Source organism: Sphingopyxis sp. H115, assembly GCF_001468465.1.
Taxonomy (GTDB): domain Bacteria; phylum Pseudomonadota; class Alphaproteobacteria; order Sphingomonadales; family Sphingomonadaceae; genus Sphingopyxis.
The window spans coordinates 41,287-61,219 of sequence record NZ_LNSA01000007.1 but is presented as its reverse complement, the minus strand read 5'-3'; the positions used below and the strand labels follow the sequence as shown (position 1 = coordinate 61,219).

Annotated in this window: 21 protein-coding genes; 11 read left to right on the top strand and 10 right to left on the bottom strand. The window is 64.3% G+C overall.

The annotated features are described in order from the left end of the window. Positions 1–148: 148 nt before the first annotated feature. Together dprA and plsY are read right to left on the bottom strand one after the other, a co-directional pair. The gene (gene dprA, locus ATE71_RS07125) at positions 149–1,234 is read right to left on the bottom strand and encodes a DNA-processing protein DprA (protein WP_058802751.1); all 1,086 of its coding nucleotides are present in this window, start codon (positions 1,232–1,234) and stop codon (positions 149–151) included. After that, on the bottom strand, positions 1,231–1,833 hold the full coding sequence (gene plsY / locus ATE71_RS07120) for a glycerol-3-phosphate 1-O-acyltransferase PlsY (protein ID WP_058802750.1): 603 nt from the start codon (positions 1,831–1,833) through the stop codon (positions 1,231–1,233). The genes dprA and plsY overlap by 4 nt, the downstream gene beginning before the upstream one ends. Positions 1,834–1,970: 137 nt before the next feature. On the opposite strand from plsY, the gene murI reads away from it, so the two are divergent. After that, on the top strand, positions 1,971–2,777 hold the full coding sequence (gene murI / locus ATE71_RS07115) for a glutamate racemase (protein ID WP_058802749.1): 807 nt from the start codon (positions 1,971–1,973) through the stop codon (positions 2,775–2,777). 82 nt (positions 2,778–2,859) lie between these two features. Here the strand turns inward: murI and ATE71_RS07110 are convergent, their stop codons facing one another. Continuing rightward, positions 2,860–3,381 (bottom strand): hypothetical protein, encoded by a 522-nt coding sequence (locus tag ATE71_RS07110; RefSeq protein ID WP_058802748.1) that lies wholly within the window; start codon positions 3,379–3,381, stop codon positions 2,860–2,862. Positions 3,382–3,614: 233 nt separating this feature from the next. Between ATE71_RS07110 and hemA the strand changes: the two genes are divergently transcribed. The 4 genes from hemA (at position 3,615) to ATE71_RS07090 (ending at position 7,315) form a co-directional block, all read left to right on the top strand. Then, positions 3,615–4,835 (top strand): 5-aminolevulinate synthase, encoded by a 1,221-nt coding sequence (gene hemA, locus ATE71_RS07105; protein ID WP_058802747.1) that lies wholly within the window; start codon positions 3,615–3,617, stop codon positions 4,833–4,835. A 1-nt stretch (position 4,836) separates the two neighbouring features. Beyond that, a complete protein-coding gene (locus ATE71_RS07100; protein WP_082665122.1) occupies positions 4,837–5,307 on the top strand; it encodes a hypothetical protein in 471 nt (156 codons plus the stop codon). After that, entirely contained in the window at positions 5,304–5,993 is a 690-nt protein-coding gene (locus tag ATE71_RS07095) for a nitroreductase family protein (protein WP_414892598.1), read from the top strand. Before ATE71_RS07100 ends, ATE71_RS07095 begins: the two co-directional genes overlap by 4 nt. Positions 5,994–6,064: 71 nt before the next feature. Further along, a complete protein-coding gene (locus ATE71_RS07090) occupies positions 6,065–7,315 on the top strand; it encodes a YceI family protein (protein WP_058802745.1) in 1,251 nt (416 codons plus the stop codon). 5 nt (positions 7,316–7,320) lie between these two features. Here ATE71_RS07090 and ATE71_RS07085 read toward each other — a convergent pair whose 3' ends face one another. From ATE71_RS07085 to ATE71_RS07065, 5 genes are all read right to left on the bottom strand, one after another. Beyond that, positions 7,321–7,914 carry a GNAT family N-acetyltransferase gene (locus ATE71_RS07085; RefSeq protein ID WP_058802744.1) on the bottom strand — a complete coding sequence of 198 codons (594 nt, stop codon included), beginning with the start codon at positions 7,912–7,914 and terminating at the stop codon, positions 7,321–7,323. 48 nt (positions 7,915–7,962) lie between these two features. Beyond that, positions 7,963–8,622: a class I SAM-dependent methyltransferase gene (locus ATE71_RS07080; RefSeq protein WP_058802743.1), complete on the bottom strand. Its 660-nt coding sequence runs from the start codon at positions 8,620–8,622 to the stop codon at positions 7,963–7,965. 2 nt (positions 8,623–8,624) lie between these two features. Beyond that, positions 8,625–9,842, bottom strand: a complete 1,218-nt coding sequence (locus ATE71_RS07075; RefSeq protein ID WP_058802742.1) for a DUF3419 family protein — start codon at positions 9,840–9,842, stop codon at positions 8,625–8,627. Positions 9,843–9,991: 149 nt separating this feature from the next. After that, positions 9,992–10,441 carry a hypothetical protein gene (locus ATE71_RS07070; protein WP_058802741.1) on the bottom strand — a complete coding sequence of 150 codons (450 nt, stop codon included), beginning with the start codon at positions 10,439–10,441 and terminating at the stop codon, positions 9,992–9,994. 46 nt (positions 10,442–10,487) lie between these two features. Continuing rightward, a complete protein-coding gene (locus tag ATE71_RS07065; RefSeq protein WP_058802740.1) occupies positions 10,488–11,477 on the bottom strand; it encodes a threonine/serine dehydratase in 990 nt (329 codons plus the stop codon). Between the two features lie 64 nt (positions 11,478–11,541). On the opposite strand from ATE71_RS07065, the gene ATE71_RS07060 reads away from it, so the two are divergent. The 5 genes from ATE71_RS07060 to ATE71_RS07040 all read left to right on the top strand — a co-directional run bounded on the left by ATE71_RS07060 (position 11,542) and on the right by ATE71_RS07040 (position 15,949). After that, positions 11,542–12,750 carry a saccharopine dehydrogenase family protein gene (locus ATE71_RS07060; protein ID WP_058802739.1) on the top strand — a complete coding sequence of 403 codons (1,209 nt, stop codon included), beginning with the start codon at positions 11,542–11,544 and terminating at the stop codon, positions 12,748–12,750. Positions 12,751–12,879: 129 nt separating this feature from the next. Next, positions 12,880–13,968, top strand: coding sequence for an alpha/beta fold hydrolase (locus tag ATE71_RS07055; protein ID WP_058802738.1), 1,089 nt, complete (start codon positions 12,880–12,882; stop codon positions 13,966–13,968). Then, on the top strand, positions 13,965–14,315 hold the full coding sequence (locus ATE71_RS07050) for a DMT family protein (protein WP_058802737.1): 351 nt from the start codon (positions 13,965–13,967) through the stop codon (positions 14,313–14,315). Before ATE71_RS07055 ends, ATE71_RS07050 begins: the two co-directional genes overlap by 4 nt. Positions 14,316–14,339: 24 nt before the next feature. Further along, entirely contained in the window at positions 14,340–15,527 is a 1,188-nt protein-coding gene (locus tag ATE71_RS07045; RefSeq protein WP_058802736.1) for a carboxynorspermidine decarboxylase, read from the top strand. Between the two features lie 8 nt (positions 15,528–15,535). Then, a complete protein-coding gene (locus ATE71_RS07040; protein WP_058802735.1) occupies positions 15,536–15,949 on the top strand; it encodes a hypothetical protein in 414 nt (137 codons plus the stop codon). A gap of 7 nt (positions 15,950–15,956) precedes the next feature. Here ATE71_RS07040 and ATE71_RS07035 read toward each other — a convergent pair whose 3' ends face one another. Beyond that, a complete protein-coding gene (locus ATE71_RS07035) occupies positions 15,957–16,697 on the bottom strand; it encodes a hypothetical protein (protein ID WP_058802734.1) in 741 nt (246 codons plus the stop codon). A 56-nt stretch (positions 16,698–16,753) separates the two neighbouring features. Next, entirely contained in the window at positions 16,754–18,412 is a 1,659-nt protein-coding gene (locus ATE71_RS07030) for an FAD-dependent oxidoreductase (protein WP_058802733.1), read from the bottom strand. 243 nt (positions 18,413–18,655) lie between these two features. Between ATE71_RS07030 and ATE71_RS07025 the strand changes: the two genes are divergently transcribed. Continuing rightward, positions 18,656–19,849, top strand: coding sequence for a type III PLP-dependent enzyme (locus tag ATE71_RS07025; RefSeq protein ID WP_058802732.1), 1,194 nt, complete (start codon positions 18,656–18,658; stop codon positions 19,847–19,849). The last annotated feature ends 84 nt before the right edge of the window (positions 19,850–19,933 follow it).

The following is a 19,933-nucleotide window of genomic DNA, read 5'->3' as shown; positions in this document are numbered from 1 at the left end:
CATGGTAACGCTCGTCATGAAACGGCTACGCATCATCAATCTCCCCGCGATGTGACACAATATCATCAAGCTGTCCCCCTGCCTCTGAACCGTGGCTGAACCGCGATGAAACGTTTATTTACGGCGGGTTACGATGCTATGCAGCCGATCACAGGAGCGAAATTTTTGCCCCAGCATGGCGTTCGACCCGACCCGCCAGTTCGAGTTCGAGCAGGATCAACTGCACGGTCGACGCCGCCTGTCCCGACTGCCGAACCAACTCGTCGATCGCCACTGGGGTCGGGCCGAGCAGATCGACCAGCGCGCGGCGCTCCCCGTCCCCGGCGTCGGACGATGGAGGCACGCCGGCATATCGCGACGGCGGCTCACGAACCATACGGGCATCGATCGGGCCGACCGCTTCCAGCACATCGTCAACGGTCTGGATCAGCGTTGCGCCTTCGCGGATTAGCAGGTTGCAGCCCTGCGCGCGCGGATCGAGCGGCGAGCCCGGCACCGCCATCACCTCGCGGCCATAATCGCCGGCGCGCCGTGCGGTGATCAGCGACCCCGATTTCGGCGCGGCCTCGATCACGACCGTTCCATGCGCCAGCCCCGCGATAATCCGGTTGCGCGACGGGAAATGCCGCGCGAGCGGTTCGGCGCCCGGCGGTTGTTCGGCGATAAGCAGCTGGTCGCTTGCGATCTTTTCCTGCAACGCGGCATTTTCGGGCGGAAAGGCGATGTCGATCCCGCTCGCAATCACGCCGACCGTCGCTCCGCCGAGCGCGCCGACATGCGCCGCCGTGTCGACCCCCCGCGCCAGGCCGCTGACGACCGTTATGTCGCGCGCCGCCAGATCGGCGGCGAGTTGCCGGGCGAAGCGGCATGCGACCGCCGAAGCATTACGTGCACCGACGATAGCCACGCACGGCTGGCGCAGCATTGCGGTGTCCCCGCGCACCGCCACGACCGGCGGCGCACCCTCGATCTCGCGCAGCAGCGGCGAATAATCCAGTTCGTCGCTGAAGACATGCCGGGCGCCAAGCGCTGCTACACGCTCGACCTCGCGCTCCGCAATGTCGAGCGGCGCGATGCGCGGACGTCCCGCGCCGCCGCGCAGGACAAGGTCGGGCAAGGCATCGAGTGCGGCTTCGCCCGATCCGAAGCGTGCCATGAGCTGGTGCCAGCTTACGGGTCCGACGTGCGGCGTGCGGATCAGCCGCAGTCGTGCGAGCCGCTCGGCGTGGGTCACGCAGGCTCCTTGCTGGCGCCGACCCGCGGCTCGGTTCCGGCGCGCAACCGCGCGATATTTTCGCGGTGCCGCCAGAGCACGATCACCGCGAGCCCCGCGAGACCGATCGCATAGACCGGATAACCGAAGGCCAGCGCGGCGACCGGCGCCGACACCGCGCCCAGCATCCCGCCCAATGACGAAATACGCGCAAGCAATACTGTGCCGATCCACACGATCGCGAAGACCAGTCCGATCGGCCAGGCCAGCGCAAACGCAAGGCCGAGCAGCGTTGCAACCCCCTTGCCGCCGCGAAAGCCCAGCCAGACGGGGTAGCAATGGCCGATCATCGCCGCCGCGCCGGCGATCATCGCGGCGTGGTCGCCCAGTTCGGGGACGAAGTGTCGAGCGAGCAGGACCGCGACGGCGCCCTTGGCCCCGTCCAGGACCAGCGTTGCCGCCGCCAGCCCCTTCCGCCCTGTACGCAGCACGTTGGTCGCGCCGATATTGCCCGACCCGATCCGGCGCAGATCGCCCGCGCCGAACAGGCGCGTCAGGATGACGCCAAAGGGGATCGAGCCGAGAAGATAGCCGACCGCGACCAGCAAAAACAACGTCATGGAAATCCCCGCTCCGTTTCGGCCTCACGCCGGTTAGGTCAATGTGGCGATGTTCGCCGATGCAATCAATCGATTAGCACGCCGGACCCGCCAAAATGGATTTGATAGACGATGCCGCTGCCTGCTAGGCGACGCCGATGCACGCCCCCGCTCCCGATGCGCCCATTATTTTCTTCGACAGCGGCCTTGGCGGGCTCACCGTGCTCGGCCCGACCCGCGCGCTGCTACCGACCGCGCCGATCGTCTACGCCGCCGACTATGCCGGGCTGCCCTATGGCAAGAAGAGCGACGAGGAACTCGCGGCGCGCGTCCCAGCGCTGCTCGGCCGCCTCGTCGAGCGGTATCAGCCGCGGCTCGCCGTCATCGCGTGTAACACCGCGTCAACGATCGCTCTCGGCCACGTCCGCGCCGCGCTCGACCTGCCGATCGTCGGCACCGTGCCCGCGATCAAGCCGGCGGCCGAAATGACGAAGACCGGAGTCATCGGTGTCCTCGGCACCGAAGCGACGGTCCGCCAACCCTATGTCGACGATCTGAGCGCGCGCTTCGCCGACGGAAAGACCGTTCTGCGCCACGGCAGCCCCGGGCTCGTCACCGGTGCCGAAGCAAAGCTGCGCGGCGAGAGGATCGATCCCGCTGCCATCGCGCGCGCCGTGTCGGGCCTCCGCGACCAGCCCGGAGGCGAAGCGATGGATGTCGTGGTACTCGCATGTACCCATTTCCCCCTGCTGCGCGATGAATTGCAGGCCGCTGTCGGCCCCAACACCCGGCTGATCGACGGAGCCGAAGGGATCGCGCGCCGGATCGCCCATTTGACCGAAGGCCAGCATTGGCCTGCCCAGGCGGTGCCCGGCATAGCGGTCTTCACGCGCACCGCCGAGCACCCACCGCCGCCACTCGCCGCACTCGCGCCCTATGGCATCGCTGCGATCGAGACGATCTAGGGTCAGGACCCATTAATTCCGCGCTCGAGGTTTGAAGCGATTTTGCTCAGGACGAGGAGAAAAGGCGAAGGAATATGTCCCGCTATTCGATGCCGCCGGCGCACCCCGCCAGCCACGCGCGGTCTTCGGGTCTCGGGCCCTGCTCGCCGAGTTCATCCACGCGGGGCATCCCCAGTCGCTCGCTCGTGCCCGTACAGGCACGGGCATCGCGCCCGCCTTCAACCAGCCGTCCGCCGCACAGGCCGAGCTTCCGGTCGGTGGCCTGCCAGCCCACCTTCGTCGCCCCCGCAGGTGCGGATCCGCTGCAATAGGTGTCGGTCTCCGAACCCGGGTCGCCGCAGATCTTCTCGATATGCGCAACATTGGCTTTCACCCTGCCGACAAAGCGCTGTTCATAATAAGCGTTGGTCGCAAAATAGCGCTGGACCCCGCACAAACGGTCGCCCCGCTGCGCAAGCATCTTATATTCGCAGATTTCTGTGCCTTGATAGGTTTCGCAGCCCATCCAGCTTCCATCGAAAGGCGCCGGTGCCCGCGCGGGGGCCGGGTTCGCGCCCCAAAGGCTAGCGGCAATCGGCACAATGGCGATCATGACAAGACGCATAACGACATTCCTTCTCTTTCCATCGGAAACGCAACTAGCCGCTGCGGATCGAATTGGGCGTGCGATCGATCACAGCGATGGCAGTGCATCAAGGCGGTGGGACAATTTGCCACAGTGCTGCGAATCGTTCGCACTGGCTTTCGGCGCTTTTCGGCGTTATTGGCGCGCATGTTAATAGCCGCTTGGGGAGCGGCGCCCAGAGCTTGACTGGCACCTGACTGCGGGGCTGAAACGTGAATTACAACGATATCTTCGCACGCGCGATCGACCGGCTGCACGAAGAAGGGCGCTACCGCGTCTTCATCGATATCTTGCGCAACAAAGGCGCTTTTCCCAACGCGCGCTGCTTTGCCGGCCATAACGGGCCAAAGCCGATCACCGTCTGGTGTTCTAACGACTATCTCGCGATGGGCCAGCATCCCAAGGTCATCGCCGCGATGGAAGAGGCGCTGCACGACGTCGGCGCCGGTTCGGGCGGCACGCGCAACATCGGCGGCAACACCCATTATCACATCGACCTCGAACATGAGCTCGCCGATCTGCACGGCAAGGACGGCGCTTTGCTCTTCACCTCGGGCTACATCTCGAACGAGGCGACGCTGGGCACGCTCGGCAAGCTGCTGCCGAACTGCATCATCTATTCGGACGAGCTCAACCACGCATCGATGATCGCGGGCATCCGCAATTCGGGCTGCGAAAAGCGCGTGTGGCGCCACAACGATCTCGATCATCTCGAGGAACTGCTGGCGGCCGACGATCCCGAGGCCGCGAAGCTGATCGCGTTCGAAAGCGTCTATTCGATGGACGGCGACGTCGCCCCGATTCACGCGATCTGCGACCTCGCCGAAAAATATAACGCGCTCACCTATTGCGACGAAGTTCATGCCGTCGGCATGTACGGCCCGCGCGGCGGCGGCATCACCGACCGCGACGAGGCCGCGAGCCGTGTCACGATCATCGAAGGCACGCTCGGCAAGGCATTCGGCGTGATGGGCGGCTATATCGCCGCCGACAAGAATATCGTCGATGTGATCCGATCCTACGCGCCGGGCTTCATCTTCACGACCAGCCTGTCACCCGTGCTCGTCGCGGGCGTGCTTGCAAGCGTGCGCCACCTGAAATCGTCGAGCATCGAACGCGACGCGCAGCAGGCCGCCGCCGCTTATCTGAAGCAGAGCTTCCGCGACGCGGGCCTGCCGGTGATGGATTCGACGACGCACATCGTCCCGCTGATGGTCGGCGACCCGGTGCGGGCGAAGAAGATCAGCGACATCCTGCTCGCCGAATATGGCGTCTATGTGCAGCCGATCAATTTCCCGACCGTGCCGCGCGGCACCGAACGCCTGCGCTTCACGCCCGGGCCGGCGCATGACGAAGCGATGATGCGCGAGCTGACGAGCGCGCTGGTCGAAATCTGGGACCGCCTCGAACTGCAGCTCCAGAAGGCCGCGTAGATTGCGCTGGAGCGGCCTGCGTGCAGCGGTAGTCGAACGCTTTGCGCCGGAATTTCAGAAACGGCTCGATATTCACAGCGCCGCTTATGGCGCTTGCACCTGCGGCCACGCATGGCTGACTTTCGACGGCAATATTATCGCAAACTTCTGCACCCGTGCTCACTCTATCGCAAACGGCTGGGAACCAGCCTCGACCAGAGAAAACCCGATGTACCGGAACCAGTATACCGATTTTGGGGAACTGAGCCGACAAGATGCCTATCAAGCCTGCTGGGCGTTCGTCCACGACCTGTCGATTGAGCAGGCATTAAACGACGACGATCCATTGATCCAATCACTCGCCGTGGCCGACAGCCGCATCGGCAAGCGACGCCTTGTACAACTGGACGCATCGCTGCTGCACCGACTGCCCGCCCATATTCTGGAACTGCGTCGAACCATCCTCGGGATCGAACGGCGCAACGCTGCGTGATCGCTAGGTTGACCTATGACGATGTCGTCGTCGGGCGGCGCTCGATCCGCGGCTTTCTCGACAAGCCTGTCCCGCGCGAGTTGATTGCCGAGATTCTCGAGGTCGCGATGCGCGCGCCTTCGTCGTTCAACAACCAGTGCTGGAACTTTTCGGTCGTCACCGGCGAGCCGCTCGCCGCAATCCGAAAGGGCAATACCGAAGGCATTCTTGCCGGAAAGCCCGACAGCCGCGAATTCCGCCGCTTCGACGGCATCGCCGACGACCACCGCGCGCGCCAGATCGAGATCGCCAAGCAATTGTTCGGCGCGATGGGCATCGCACGCGACGACAAGGATGCGCGACAGGATTGGGTGCTGCGCGGTTTTCGCCAGTTCGACGCGCCGGTCAGTGTCGTCGTGACCTACGACCGTGTGCTGCTCGGCAGCGACATCGCGCCCTTCGACTGCGGCGCGGTGACCAATGCGCTGGTCAACGCTGCCTGGTCGCGCGGGCTTGGTTGCGTGATCAACAGCCAGGGGATCATGCAGTCGCCGGTCGTGCGCGAACATGCCCGAATCCCCGAGGATCAGGTGATCATGATCTGCGTCGCGATGGGCTGGCCCGATGCCGATTTCCCGGCGAACGCCGTGGTGTCGAACCGCAAAAGCGTCGACGAAGCAGTCCGGTTCGTCGGGTTCGACGACTGATTCGCAAGCGACAGCCCCTCCGCGAAGCGATAGGTAGGACGCGAATCCGACGCCGTCGATGAAGGGTCGCCATGCCTGCAATGCGTTACAGCTATACCGCCATCGCACTCCATTGGCTCATAGCGCTGCTCCTCGCTTTCCAGATCGCGCTCGGCTGGGCGCTTGAAGGGGATAATGGCCCCGAACTCTTCGCGCGCTATCAGCTCCACAAATCGGTTGGCATCACCATCCTGCTGCTCAGCCTCGCGCGGCTGGCGGCCCGCCTGTTCAGGCCGCGCCCGCCCGCGTCAGATGGTCCCGTGTGGACGCGCATGCTTGCGAACACCGTTCATTGGCTCTTCTACGTTGTGATGATCCTCGGTCCGCTCACGGGCTGGCTGCTCGTCTCGACCGCGCGAGTGCAGGTCCCGACGTTGCTATACGGGATCGTTCCCTGGCCGCACCTGCCCGTCGGGCGCGCCTGGCATGAACCCGCCGAAAGTATCCACGGCGCAATGGCGTGGCTCGCAATCGGGCTGTTCCTGCTCCATATCGCGGGCGCGCTTCGTCACCAGTGGTTGCTCGGCAAGCCCGAACTCCAGCGGATGATCCCGTTTGCAAGCGGGAAAGCGGAAGGCGCCGCGATCGGCGCGCTGGCGCTCGTCACCGCAGCCTTTGTCGCCGGCACCATCATCTATCCCGACAAGAGCCAGCCTTCCGCAAAAACCGCTGCGGCGCAAGCGGCCGCGCCGGTCGTGCCCGCGGCGCCAATCGCCGCCGACAAGGGAAGCGACGAAGCGGAAGCCAAGCCCGAGCCTGAGCCCGAAGAAACCATGCAGCCGCTCGCCGACTGGACGGTCGCCTCGGGCGGCCGACTTGGCTTCACCGCGCGCTGGAATGGCGAGGCGGTCGACGGCCGCTTCGGTCGCTGGCGCGCGGCGATCCGGTTCAGCCCCGACGACCTGCCCCAATCGGCTATCCGCGTAACCGTCGACCTGGCCTCGGCCGACACCGGCGACGGGCAGCGCGACGATTCGCTGAAAGGCAGCGATTTCTTCGATACCGGCGCGCACCCCAATGCTGTTTTCGCTTCGCGCGATATCCGCCATCTGGGGGACGAGCGCTACGAGGCGCGTGGCACGCTCGACCTGCGCGGGGTGAAAAAACCGGCAACGCTACGCTTCACTCTCCGCATCGACGGTGACCGCGCGCGGGTGGCCGGGACCGCCCGGATCGACCGCACGGCGTTCGGCGTCGGTCAGGGCGAATGGGCGGCAACCGATGCCATTGCCGCCAGCGTCGATATCGATTTTTCGTTCAGCGCGACGCGCCCGGCGTCCTGAACTCCTCAGCCCGGCGGCCGCATCATCCCCCAGAAATGCGGCCCGCCGCCGGCGATGCCCCATTCAGCCTGGGTGACGAAGCCCAGCCGCTCGTAAAGCGGCACATTTTCGGGCGTCGCCGTTTCGAGCCAACATGGCATCGCTTCCGCGTCGGCAGCCGCCGTCTGTGCCCGGATGATCCGTCCGCCGTGGCCCCTGCCCTGATGCGCGGGACGCACGCCCACATAATGGAGATACCAGAAACGCCCTTTCGGCCGGTGTGCGTCGATGCTGCCCTGCACGGACAGCCCGCGCCGCAGCGCCAAGCCGAAGGTTGCGACTAGCGGAACGACCGTACGCAGGAACTCCAGGCCGCCGCTATGCGCTTTCCCCGGCGCGCGCCACAGCGCCGCCGCTTCGTCGCCCGCCGCACGCAGCACCAAGCCCGCGCGCGCGTCGGCGGGGACAAGCGTCCGGAACAGGCTGCGCAGGGCGCGCGCGCGATGACTCGCATCGGGCAGGATCCACGACAGCGCCGGATCGGTCTGAAATGCCTGTGCCAGCGTTTCGGCGACCGCCGGCAGTTCGTCGCCCCTCGCAGGCAGGATCGTTTCGGTCATCGCGCCTCCGTACCGGAACAGAGCAGGCGCCCTGCCGCTTGGCAAGGCTCAGCGCGGATGCCTGTCGATCCGGAGCGACCAGGCATAGCCACGATGAAGCCGGGTCACCGATAGCCGCCCGCCGATATCATTCGCCGCCTCGCGTGCCGCCTCGACCAGCAGGGCGCGCGGGGCCACATGAAAGCGCGCCAACCAGCCGAACAGGGCGGCGCGGAACCAGCCGGGCATCTCTTCCTGCTGTCCGAAATCGACAATATGCAGCGAACCATAGGCCGACAGGTGGCGCACGGCCTCGCGGATCGCATCCTGCCATTCGGGAATCATCGACAGCGTGTAGCTCTGAAAGATGCGATCGAACCGGTCGATCCGAAACAGGCCGTGCGGGTCGAAACAGGTCGCGTCGGCTTGCGCCACGCTCACGCGCCGCCCCAGCCCGGCGCGCGCGATCGCCGCGCGCGCGGTTTTCAGCATCTCTTCGGAAATGTCGATGCCGTGGAAATGCGCACCCGGCCAGCAGCGCGCGGCGGCAATCAGGTTGCGCCCCGTGCCGCAACCGACTTCGAGCACATGTCCGCCCGCCGGCGGCATCAATTCGTCGATCAACCGGTCGCGCCCCAGCAGGTAATATTTGCGCGTCAGGTCATAGATGTGACGCTGACCGCGATAAACGCCATCCATGAGCGCGGCATGCCCCTCCCCCGCCATCATGTTCAGCCTTTCAGGATATAGAGGTGGACCCCGCCATAAATCGCTGACCGATCGCGCCGTGTATAGTCGCGCGAATCATCGGCGCGATAATCCCACCGCTCCAACAAGGTCTCGGGGAGCCGTCCGGGCAACAAGCTCGGCTCGGCGGCGGTACGGAACAGGACGCGGGCCCCGGTCCGCGCCGTGCGCGTGACCTCTGTCCACAATGCGATCAATTGTGCGTCGCTCATCCAGTCCTGCGCGTCGAGGAAGATATAGCGATCGAAGCTCGCATCGCCGGAAGCGGCGAGCATGTCGGTCATATTGGCATGGAGCATCGTCACCCGCTCGGCGCGGGCCTTGACCGCCTGGTAATTCGCGGCCTGCAGATAGGGTGGCAGAGGGGCTTCGGCGCCCCGCCCATATCCGCGTCCGAAGGCCTGCCAAGCGAAATAATTATCCTTGAGGTCGAAATCGCAGCTCAGTTTCTGAAGCCGCGCGCGTAGCACGTCAGCCATCGGCTTGCCGCCCGCGAGCGCGTCATACTGCGCAGGCGGGATGCCCAGCCCGAAGAGCGACGAGCGCTGGTCGGTGACCCAGCGGACGAACTTCCTGTCGAAGAAGGGCGCGAACTTCGTTTCGAAAATGCGCCGCTGCTCGTCGATGTCGCGCGCGTCGAGCAGCAGGCGCGGATCGACCTTCATCATGCGAGCGAGCAGATGCGCGGCCCCGATGAAATGGCCGAGCAGCCCGCGCTTGTAGAGCCCCGTCGCAAAGCCGTTGATACGGCGGCGTCCGATCAGGTCGCGCCCTTCCCAATAGCGGCGACTCACCTCGTCGAGGTGCGGGCGGATATGGCTCCGATAGGCTGCGACATTGTCGCGGCTATCGGCGTCGGCGAAGAAGCGGCGAAAGCTCGCATAGTCGGGAAGCCGCACCGCTGCGGCGCGTTTCAAATTATTGAGCGCGACATGCGCGGTGTTGAGGTCGACGGCGACGATCTCGGCCGGATCGGCGGTGAGGTAGGAGAAGACGTTGCAACCGCCGCTGGCGATCGTCGCGATGCGATTGCCGGGCTGGATGTCCAGCGCCTCCATATCCACGACCGGATCTTCCCATATCTGCGCATAAACGAGGCCGCGGAAGGCCAGCGCGAAGGCGCGGTCGAGCAGGCGCTGTGTCTGCTCGGCATCTTCGCGCACGACGGCGGCGGCGATCTTGCGATTGGGCTGGCTGGCCATGAAATCGGGTCTCCCGGAACAAGGTGGATCCGGGGCCGCGCATGACAGAAATTGATGCCGTTCTCGCGTCAGTTCGTTTACGAAATGAAGACAGCGAAGAAAAAACCGTTCGTCCTTCTCGCCTTCGCGGGGACGACGAACGGGTCATGTCAGTCGCGGCAATAGCCCTCGCCATCCTTGACGATCAGGCATTCCTTCTTGCCGGCCAGATATTTGAGGCCGGTCTCGTCGCCGCTCCCGCGGCGCAGGCTCAGCTCCTCGGTGCCGCGCGTGAACTTGATGCCATGCTCGCTGTCCTCGCCATCATAGGTGCCCTTCGTGTCGAGATCCGACTGCATCTCCAGCCTATATTCGCCGGGTTCGCCGGTGGTGATGGTCACATACATGCCCTCGACGCCGGTCCATTTGCCCGCCCAGCTTGCGAACCGGTGCGGCGCGGTGGCGGGGTCAGTCGCGTCCCCGGTCTCGGTGGGAACCGTTTCGACCGGGACCTCGGTCGTCGTCGTGTCCGTCGGCGCCGGTGCCGGCGCTTCGGCCTTTTCGCACCCTGCCAACAGCACAAGTGCCGCGGCGCTCGCCAGAATCATGCTTTTCCGCATCACGCTTCTCCTTCGACTGCCAAACGCTTCGGCTCCGATAAGTTTCCTATTCGGTGATGATCTCGGCGAATTTCAGCGGGTCGACATTGCCGCCCGACAGGGTGACGAGCGTCACATCGGTCACCGATACTTTCCCGGCGAGCACCGCCGCGAGCGCCGCCGCGCCGCCGGGCTCGACGACGAGGTGCAGTTTCTCGAACACCAGTCGCATCGCATCGCGCACCTCGCGCCGCGTAACCGCGACGCCTTTTACGCCGCGCGCCTGAAGCACCGCGAAGTTGATCGGCCATGTTTCGGGCGTCTGGAGCGCGTCGCATTCGGTCGGATATGCCATATCCTCGACCGACAGGATCTTGCCCGCGGTCAAGCTGCGCGTCACATCGTCCCACCCCTCGGGCTCGACCGCAACAATCTCGGCCTCGGGACAGGCGAGCGCGAGCCCCGCCGATAGCCCGCCGCCGCCGCAGCAGGCGATCACCTTGTCGGGGCCGCCGATCCCGCGCGCCTTCATCTGCGCCGCTGCCTCGATGCCCGCGCTTCCCTGCCCCTCGATGATCCAAGGGTCGCCATAGGCATGGACGAGCGTCCCGCCGCGCTCGGCGAGCAGCTTCGCCGCGACGGCATCGCGCGATTCGGTGACGCGATCGTACAGGACGACTTCGGCGCCCAACCTGCGCGTCGCCGCAAGCTTCATCGCCGGCGCGTTGCCGGGCATTACGATCGTTGCCTTGATCCCGAGCCGCTTCGCCGCCCACGCGACGCCCTGCGCATGATTGCCGCTCGATACGCCGACGACACCCTCGTTCGCTTGTTCGGGGGTCAAGTCGGTCAGCCGATGCCACGCGCCGCGAATCTTGAAAGCGCCGACGGGTTGCAGGCACTCGGCCTTGCACCAGATCACCCGTCCGTCGATCTCGAGCGGTAGCAACGGCGTTTGCGGCAGCAATGCAGCGACTTTCGTCGCAGCGCGTTCGACCCCCGCAAGAGTTGGCGCGCGGTTCGGGTCGATCAGGGCTTCGGGGCTTTGCTGTGTCATGGCTTCGTCCTATAGGGCCGGGCATACAAGACAAGGCGGCACAGGCCGCAACAGGAGATTTTTCATGAGCAAGGTTCTAGTGATCGGCGCAGGCGGCGTCGGTTCGGTCGCGGTGCACAAGATGGCGATGAACCCCGACATCTTTCCCGACATCACCCTCGCGAGCCGCCGCAAGTTCAAATGCGACGCGATCGCCGAATCGGTGAAGGAACGCACCGGCGTCACGATCCAGACCGCAGAGGTCGACGCCGATCATATCGATGCGACCGCGGCGCTGATCCGCCAGGTCGGCGCTACGCATGTCGTCAATCTCGCACTCCCGTACCAGGATCTCACGATCATGGAAGCGTGCCTCTCGACCGGCGCGCATTACCTCGACACAGCGAACTACGAACCGCGCGACGAGGCGAAGTTCGAATATCACTGGCAATGGGCCTATCAGGACCGCTTCAAGGAAGCCGGGCTGATGGCGCTCCTCGGCTCGGGCTTCGACCCCGGCGTGACCAGCGTCTTCACCACATGGCTCAAGAAGCATCATTTCGACCGGATCGACACGCTCGACATCCTCGACTGCAACGGCGGCGATCACGGCCAGCATTTCGCAACCAACTTCAATCCGGAGATCAATATCCGCGAAGTGACGGCGGTCGCGCGGCACTGGGAAAATGGCGACTGGGTCGAAACCCCACCGATGTCGGTGAAGCAGCAATTCGACTTCGAGGCGGTGGGCCCCAAGAATATGTACCTCATGTATCATGAGGAAATCGAAAGCCTCAAAACGCACCTGCCCGAGATCAAGCGCATCCGTTTTTGGATGACCTTCGGCGATGCCTATATCCAGCACCTGACCGTGCTCCAGAATGTCGGCATGACGCGCATCGATCCGGTGATCTACGAGGGGCGCGAGATTATCCCGCTCCAGTTCCTGAAGGCCGTTCTCCCCGAACCTTCGAGCCTTGGCGAGACGACCAAGGGCAAGACCAACATCGGCGTCATCGCGACCGGTCTGGCCAAGGACGGGACGGAAAAGACACTCTATCTCTATAACATCTGCGACCATGAGGACGCGTTCGCCGAAACGGGCAACCAGGCGGTGAGCTACACCACCGGCGTCCCCGCGATGATCGGCACCGCGATGATGGTCACCGGCACGTGGAGCGGCGAAGGTGTGTTCAACATGGAGCAGATGGACCCCGATCCCTTCATGGACATGTTGAACAAGCACGGCCTGCCCTGGCAGGTAAAGGAACTCGACGGCCCGCTGGACTTCTGAAGGCCTGCTATTCCAAATCCGTCATCCCGGCGAAGGCCGGGATCTCGCCGATGCGTCAATACGATAGGATGAGATCCCGGCCTTCGCCGAGATGACGACAACGCAGGGTGGGCGCGTTAAGGATCGGGCATGAGAATCGTCCTCCTGACCGCCGCGCTACTCACGGCCCTCGCCACCCCCGCCACCGCTCAAACCGACGCCCCCTACGCCCCTGCCCGCGCGATTGTCGCCGACATCGGCAAGATCGTCACGCCCAACGGCGTGCAGGAAACGTTCGAGGTCACGCTCGGCGGCGCGCGGCAGGTCGTCAATGTCCGCGGCTCCGACCGGGATAATCCGATCCTTATCTTCGTCCACGGCGGACCCGGAGCGGTCGAGATGCCCTTCGCCTGGGCATTCCAACGCCCGTGGGAGGATGTCTTCACCGTCGTCCAATACGACCAGCGCGGCGCAGGCCGCTCCTATCCGCTCAACGATCCCGCGGCGCTCGCCCCAACGATGACGCCCGAACGCTACCGCGACGATGCGATCGAACTCATCGAATTGCTCAAGAAGCGCTACGCCAAGCGCAAGGTCGTGCTGATGGGGCACAGCTGGGGTTCGATCGTTGGCCTGTCGGTCGCGGTCAAGCGACCCGACCTTCTCTACGCCTATGTCGGCGTCGGCCAGGGGATCGATTTCCGCGAGGGAGAACGGGCCGGCATGGCGTGGACGCGGGCGAAAGCGGTGGCGGCGGGCGACGCGGACGCCGTCGCCGCGATCGACGCGCTCGCGCCCTATCCAGAGGGCGAGTTCACGATCGCAAAGGCCGACGGCTGGCGCAAATATGCGATCCCTTACGGCTCGCTCATCTACAACAAGCCCGACCTCAAATATTATTTCCAGACGCCACGGCTGTCGCCCGAATATGGACCCGCTGATGTGCAGGCGTGGGGCAAGGGCAGCGAGTTTTCGGTCACCACGCTCTGGCCGCGTCTCGCCGATGTCAGTTTCAAGCCCGTGCGCAAGATGGACGTGCCGATCATTTTCCTGCTAGGGCGGCACGATTATACTGTGCCTTCGCCGGTGGCGGCTAACTGGTTCGCACAGGTCCAGGCCCCTTCGAAGAAACTTATCTGGCTCGAACATTCGGCGCATATGCCAATGGTCGAGGAGCCGGGTCATTTCTTTGCCGCACTGCTCCGCGACGTTCTGCCGCTGACGAAAGACCCCGAATGACCGCCTATCTCGCGCCGATCGGCCTCCTGTTCGTCTCGAACATTTTCATGACCTTCGCCTGGTATGGACAGCTTGGCGCGGTGTCGCGGCCCGTGTGGCTCGCCGTGCTGATCGCGTGGGGCATCGCCTTTTTCGAATATTGCCTTGTCATCCCCGCGAACCGCATCGGCTATGGCGTTTACAGCGCCGCCGAACTCAAGACCTTGCAAGAAGTCATAACCCTGATCATATTCGCGGGGTTCGCGGTCTTCTGGCTCGGTGAGAAGCTGACAGTGAACCACCTCGTCGGCTTTGCCTTCATCGCGGCGGGGGCGTTCTTCATCTTTAAGGGACCGATTGCGGTCTGACTTTATTCAGGAATCCCAAGCGACATGGAAACCCGTGCCGGCGACCCCGGAGCCTTTGCCCGCTTCGACCTGACCCGCGTCCCCTCTCCCGCCTTCGTTGTTGACGCCGCGAAGGTGCGCGCCAACCTCGCGCTACTCCGTCATATCGGCGACGCCTCGGGCGCGCGCGTTCTCGCCGCGCTCAAGGCCTTTTCGATGTGGTCGCTCGGCTCGACGGTTGCGGATTATCTCGACGGCGTGTGCGCATCGGGCCTCTACGAAGCCAAGCTCGGACGCAGCGAATATGGCGGCCCGAACGGCAACAAGGAGGTCGCGACCTATTGCGCCGGTTACAAGGAAGCCGACCTGCCCGAAATCGCGGCGCTTTCCGACCATCTGATCTTCAACTCGCCCGGTCAGATCGCGCGCTTTCGCCCGCTGCTGGCCGAGCTTCGCACAAAGGGCGAAATCTTCGACATCGGCCTGCGGATCAACCCGATGCACAGCGAGGGCGAGGTCGCGAAGTACGATCCCGCCGCGCCGTGCAGCCGCCTCGGCTTCCCGGTCAGCCAACTGCTACCCGAGCATATGGAGGGCGTCGACGGCATCCATATGCATAGCCTTTGCGAACAGGATTTCCCGCCGCTCGAGCGCACCTGGACTGCCGTGCAACCGATGCTGCGTCCCTTCTTCGGTCAACTCAAATGGCTCAATTTCGGCGGCGGCCATCATGTGACCCGCTCCGATTACCAGACGGACGACCTGATCGCCTTCCTGAAGCAGGTGCGCGCAGCGACCGACTGCGAAGTGATGATCGAACCCGGCGAGGCGATCGCGCTCGACGCCGGCATCCTCGTCGGCGAAATTCTCGACCTGTTCGACAACGGCATGGCGATCGGCATCACCGATATTTCGGCGACCTGCCACATGCCCGACGTGATCGAGGCGCCCTATCGCCCTGCGATGCTGGACGAAGGCAGCGAGGGTATGCCGACGCGCCTCGGCGGCCCGTCGTGCCTCGCCGGCGACGTCATCGGCGACTATCGCTTGCCCGGCGGCGCGCGCATCGGCCAGCGCTTTGCCTTCCTCGACCAGGCGCATTATTCGATGGTCAAGACCAACACCTTCAACGGGGTGCCGCTGCCGTCGATCTGGCTGTGGGACAGCGAGACCGACGAACTCAGCCTGATCCGCGAATTCGGTTACGAGGATTTCAAGACGCGGCTGGGGTGATACAGGCTATGCCGGATCCGCTGGACATGACGGGGCTTTGGACGGGACAATATCGCTATCCCGAACCCTGGGTTTCTCCGACGGGATTTGTCGCGACGATCAATGACAACGCAGGTTCGTTGTCGGGCACGACGACCGAAGCGTCCGAATTGATCGAGGGTGACGAACGCGCCGACATTCGCGGCACGCGAAACGGCTCTGCGGTACGCTTTCACAAATATTATGACGGCGACGGGGCCTATGGCCACTCGGTGACCTACGATGGCGTGCTGAGCAGCGACGGGCAGCAAGTCGACGGCCGCTGGGCAATCGACGACTATTCGGGCACCTTCATCATGTACCGCAACTTGGCGTCATTCGAGAATGAACAACTCGAAGAATCCGCAGAGGTCGGCGTAACGGTCTCGGCATCGCCAGGCTGACGCCGGGTCAGAAATGCGACCCGTTGAAAATCAGCGCGACGGTACGGCCGCGTGTGTCGGTCGCGGCCAGCGCGTTCCAGACATCTTCGCACTCGAATCCGCACGGTATTGCGCGCTCTTCATGGCGCGCCGTGATCTTGTAGCGTCCGGCGGCCGCCTGACGACAAGCGTTGGCGGTCCGTGCCTTGGCAAAGGCGGCATTGCGGACGGTATCATTGCCCTTGCCGGGAATCGCCTTTACCGCTGAACGCGCGCCGTCGATCGTCGGGCAAAGATAGACCGTCCGATTTCCGGCCGGGTCATGATCGAGCACCCCGCCGGGAATGAACTCAGACAACCAGCGCTCATAATCGGTTCGCGGATGCTTGTCGTTGCCGGTTTCGTCGACGATCCCGATAACGCGCGAGCCGCTCGCATTGGTGCCGCGATAGACCAGGTGCGTCTCGCTGCCTCCCGCGAGCGGCAAGGTCCGCCGCGCGATAACCTGCTGGATCGCGATGGTCGATTTGGCCTCGGCACTGTTCTGCGAACAGCCCGTCGCGGCAAGCCCCTTGAAGAACAGGGCCGTATCGATCGTATGGTTCCGCGGCGCGGGCTGAACGCCATAATAGCTGCCCAGCATCTCGCGCGCGGCGGCCTCGCTGGGGCAGATGACGGTCGAGAAATCGTTCGGGATATCGGTTTTCGCGGGCAGCGGCTCGCTCACCCCCTGTGCTGCCAACATGATCGCAAAGGCTGTGAGCACCATCCATTTTCCTTTTTTCGTTTCAGCGACAGGAACTTATCGCCCCTGGTGGCGCAAGGTCAACCGGCAGGCGGCACCATCTCCGCCAGCGCCTGATGGATATCGCTGACGACCACCGACCCTTCCCCTACCGACGATGCCACACGCTTCACCGATCCCTTGCGCACGTCGCCCACGGCATAGATGCGCGGCCAGCTCGTTTCGTAACGCGTCGGCATGCGGTCGAGCGACCACCCCGCCTTGACCAGCTCGAGCGGGGCGATGTCGGTGCCCGTTTTCACGAAACCGCGCTCGTCGCACACCATTTCCTTGGGTAGCCACGTCGTGTTCGGGTTCGCGCCGAGGAAAAGGAACAGGAAGCCGCAATCGCAATGCCCCTCGTCGCCGGTATCGCGGCAACGATAGGTCAGACCCGCCAGATGCTCCTCGCCGTGCAAGGCGACGACGTCGGTCGACGGAATGATCTCGATATTCGGATGCTCCTCCAGCCGCTTGACCAGATATTCCGACATCGTTTCGCGCAGGCTCGACCGACGGAAAATAACATAGACCTTCTTCGCAACCCCGGCGAGATAGATCGCCCCCTGCCCCGCCGAATTACCGGCCCCGACGATCGTGACCTCGGCGTTGCCGCACAGCTGCGCCTCCATCGGCGTCGCGCCATAATAAATGCCGCGGCCTTCATAGGCCTCGATCCCCTCGATCGGGAGGCGCTGATATTGGGCGCCGCTGGCGACCACAACGGCGCGACTGCGCAGTTTTCGGCCGTCGGCGAGGTGGAGGCAATAGGCGTCCTCGTCGCGGGCGATCGATGCCGCGCGGACCGGCGCGACAATCCGCGCGCCAAATTTCTGCGCTTGCACGGTCGCGCGGCGTGCCAGCTCGTTTCCCGAAATCCCGGTCGGAAACCCGAGATAATTTTCGATCTTGGACGACGTCCCCGCCTGTCCGCCGGGGGCCAGCGAATCGAGCGCGATCACCGTCAGCCCCTCCGACGCCGCATACACCGCAGCCGCGAGGCCGCCAGGGCCGCTGCCGACCACCAGCACATCGGCGGTCGCTCCGTCGGGGAGCAGGTCGAGCCCCATCGCCTGCGCAAGCTCTTCGGGGGTCGGCTGAACCAAAATTTCGGTCGCGCCCAGGATTACCACAGGCAATTGGTCTTCGGTCAGCCCGCGCTCGGCCATCAGATGCCCCGCCACCGGGCCGTCGGCGGGATCGAACCAGCGGTGCCCGACACCATGCTTCATCAGCAAGTCGCGAAGCGCATACACGCTCCGGTCGAGCCCCGCGCCGAGGATGATGATTGCAGAGAAGCCCCGGATATTGCCAAACTCGCGTCGCGCCGCGAACACCCGCACAAAGATGTCGGAGAAATGGCTGTTGCCCGCGATCAACCGCTGGAAATTTTCGTGCGGGATGCGCAATATATCTCCGTCTGCACCCATCTCGACGCGCGACAGGTGCCGCTGGCCGGTCAGAATCGACAGGTCGCCCGCGAACTGCCCGCGCTCCATCCACCCGACGCGGCGACTTCCCTCGTCGGTCTGGACGAAGATGTCGGTGTGCCCCGACAGGGTGATGATGCAGTCGGGCGCCATCGTCCCCTCGGCGAGGATCAGGTCGCCTGCGCGGTGTGATTCGACGGTGCCGAACGCCATCAATTCTTCCAGCTCGGCATCGGTAAACGTATGATTCACGTCAGCGGGCGGGGTCATACAGCGCAGTCCTTTCGATGGGAGAGGTTACCGACATTAGCCCGAAACCGCTCCCCTGTCCCCGGTTACCGCGCGTGAGCCCCGCTTCGGCGCGAGTGTTACCGCTGCGTTACAAAATTGCGCGAAAGGGTCTTTACAGGGGGGACCCCCCTGCATATATCGCACCCCCGCTGCCCCAGGGGGACTTCCAATAACCGCAAGGCAGCCTTGGATGTTTAACGTTATTTTTGGGGGTCCCTTGAGTTGCACCAGCATCATAGCGCCCACGGGCTGATTCAGGCACTTTCGCCGGTCGAACCTGTTACGCTTGTCCGCCCGCATGCGGCGCGGCGCGCAGCGCGTTTCTTCATCGAGCGATTTCCCGGCACGACCATGTACGCGGTCAAGGCGAATCCGTCGCCCGACCTCTTGCGCGTGCTGTGGGATTCGGGTGTCACCCATTATGACGTCGCCTCGATCGCCGAGGTGCGCCTCGTCGCGCGCACGCTTCCCGCGGCGACCCTCTGCTTCATGCATCCGGTAAAGGCCGAGGAAGCGATTTCCGAAGCCTATTGGAAGCATGGCGTGCGCACTTTCTCGCTCGACACGATGGACGAACTCGAAAAGATCGTCCGCGCGACCGAAGGCGCGCAGGATCTGAACCTGCTCGTGCGCCTGCGCGTCTCGTCGGATCATTCGAAGCTCAGCCTCGCCGCCAAATTCGGTGCCGAAACCGACGAGGTCGTCGAACTGCTGATGGCAACCCGCCAGGCGGCCGATGCACTCGGTATCTGCTTCCACGTCGGCAGCCAGGCGATGACGCCGCACGCCTATGCACAGGCGATGGAGCGCGTCCGCTCGGCGATCGTCGCGGCGTCGGTCACCGTCGACATCATCGATGTCGGTGGCGGCTTTCCCTCGACCTATCCGGGCATGGAACCCCCGCCGCTCGACGCCTATTTCGAGACGATCCACCGCAACTTCGAAAGCCTGCCGATCAGCTATTCGGCCGAGCTTTGGTGCGAGCCGGGCCGCGCGCTGTCGGCCGAATATAGCTCGCTCATCGTGCGCGTCGAAAAGCGCCGCGGCGAGGAACTGTACATCAACGACGGCGCCTACGGCGCGCTGTTCGATGCCGCGCATGTCGGCTGGCGCTTCCCGGTGACGCTGCAGCGGGACGTAGAAAGCGACGCCGAGATGGTGCCGTTCAGCTTCTACGGTCCGACGTGCGACGATCTCGACCATATGGCAGGCCCCTTCTTCCTGCCCGCCGACATCAAGGCCGGCGACTTCATCGAGATCGGCATGCTCGGCGCCTATGGCTGCGCAATGCGGACCAAGTTCAACGGCTTCGGCGCCGACGAGACCCATGTCGTCAGCGATGAGCCGATGGCGAGCCTCTATACCGGCGAAATCGAACAGGAACGCCGCAGCGCGACGGTGACCAAGCTGTTCTGACCGCATCGGATGGCGAAACAAAGGGGGCTGGCGCAGCGATGTCGCCAGCCCTTTTTTCGTCGATCGAAAAAGAAGCCCGCCGGC

Coding starts and splice junctions, on each gene's coding strand:
- ATE71_RS07090 (WP_058802745.1), top strand. CDS start 6,065: ATGCCTGCAATGCGTTACAGCTATACCGCCATCGCACTCCATTGGCTC.
- ATE71_RS07060 (WP_058802739.1), top strand. CDS start 11,542: ATGAGCAAGGTTCTAGTGATCGGCGCAGGCGGCGTCGGTTCGGTCGCG.
- ATE71_RS07050 (WP_058802737.1), top strand. CDS start 13,965: ATGACCGCCTATCTCGCGCCGATCGGCCTCCTGTTCGTCTCGAACATT.
- ATE71_RS07055 (WP_058802738.1), top strand. CDS start 12,880: ATGAGAATCGTCCTCCTGACCGCCGCGCTACTCACGGCCCTCGCCACC.
- murI (WP_058802749.1), top strand. CDS start 1,971: ATGCACGCCCCCGCTCCCGATGCGCCCATTATTTTCTTCGACAGCGGC.
- ATE71_RS07075 (WP_058802742.1), bottom strand. CDS start 9,842: ATGGCCAGCCAGCCCAATCGCAAGATCGCCGCCGCCGTCGTGCGCGAA.
- ATE71_RS07065 (WP_058802740.1), bottom strand. CDS start 11,477: ATGACACAGCAAAGCCCCGAAGCCCTGATCGACCCGAACCGCGCGCCA.
- ATE71_RS07070 (WP_058802741.1), bottom strand. CDS start 10,441: ATGCGGAAAAGCATGATTCTGGCGAGCGCCGCGGCACTTGTGCTGTTG.
- ATE71_RS07080 (WP_058802743.1), bottom strand. CDS start 8,622: ATGATGGCGGGGGAGGGGCATGCCGCGCTCATGGATGGCGTTTATCGC.
- ATE71_RS07085 (WP_058802744.1), bottom strand. CDS start 7,914: ATGACCGAAACGATCCTGCCTGCGAGGGGCGACGAACTGCCGGCGGTC.
- plsY (WP_058802750.1), bottom strand. CDS start 1,833: ATGACGTTGTTTTTGCTGGTCGCGGTCGGCTATCTTCTCGGCTCGATC.
- ATE71_RS07110 (WP_058802748.1), bottom strand. CDS start 3,381: ATGCGTCTTGTCATGATCGCCATTGTGCCGATTGCCGCTAGCCTTTGG.
- ATE71_RS07035 (WP_058802734.1), bottom strand. CDS start 16,697: ATGGTGCTCACAGCCTTTGCGATCATGTTGGCAGCACAGGGGGTGAGC.
- ATE71_RS07030 (WP_058802733.1), bottom strand. CDS start 18,412: ATGACCCCGCCCGCTGACGTGAATCATACGTTTACCGATGCCGAGCTG.
- ATE71_RS07040 (WP_058802735.1), top strand. CDS start 15,536: ATGCCGGATCCGCTGGACATGACGGGGCTTTGGACGGGACAATATCGC.
- ATE71_RS07045 (WP_058802736.1), top strand. CDS start 14,340: ATGGAAACCCGTGCCGGCGACCCCGGAGCCTTTGCCCGCTTCGACCTG.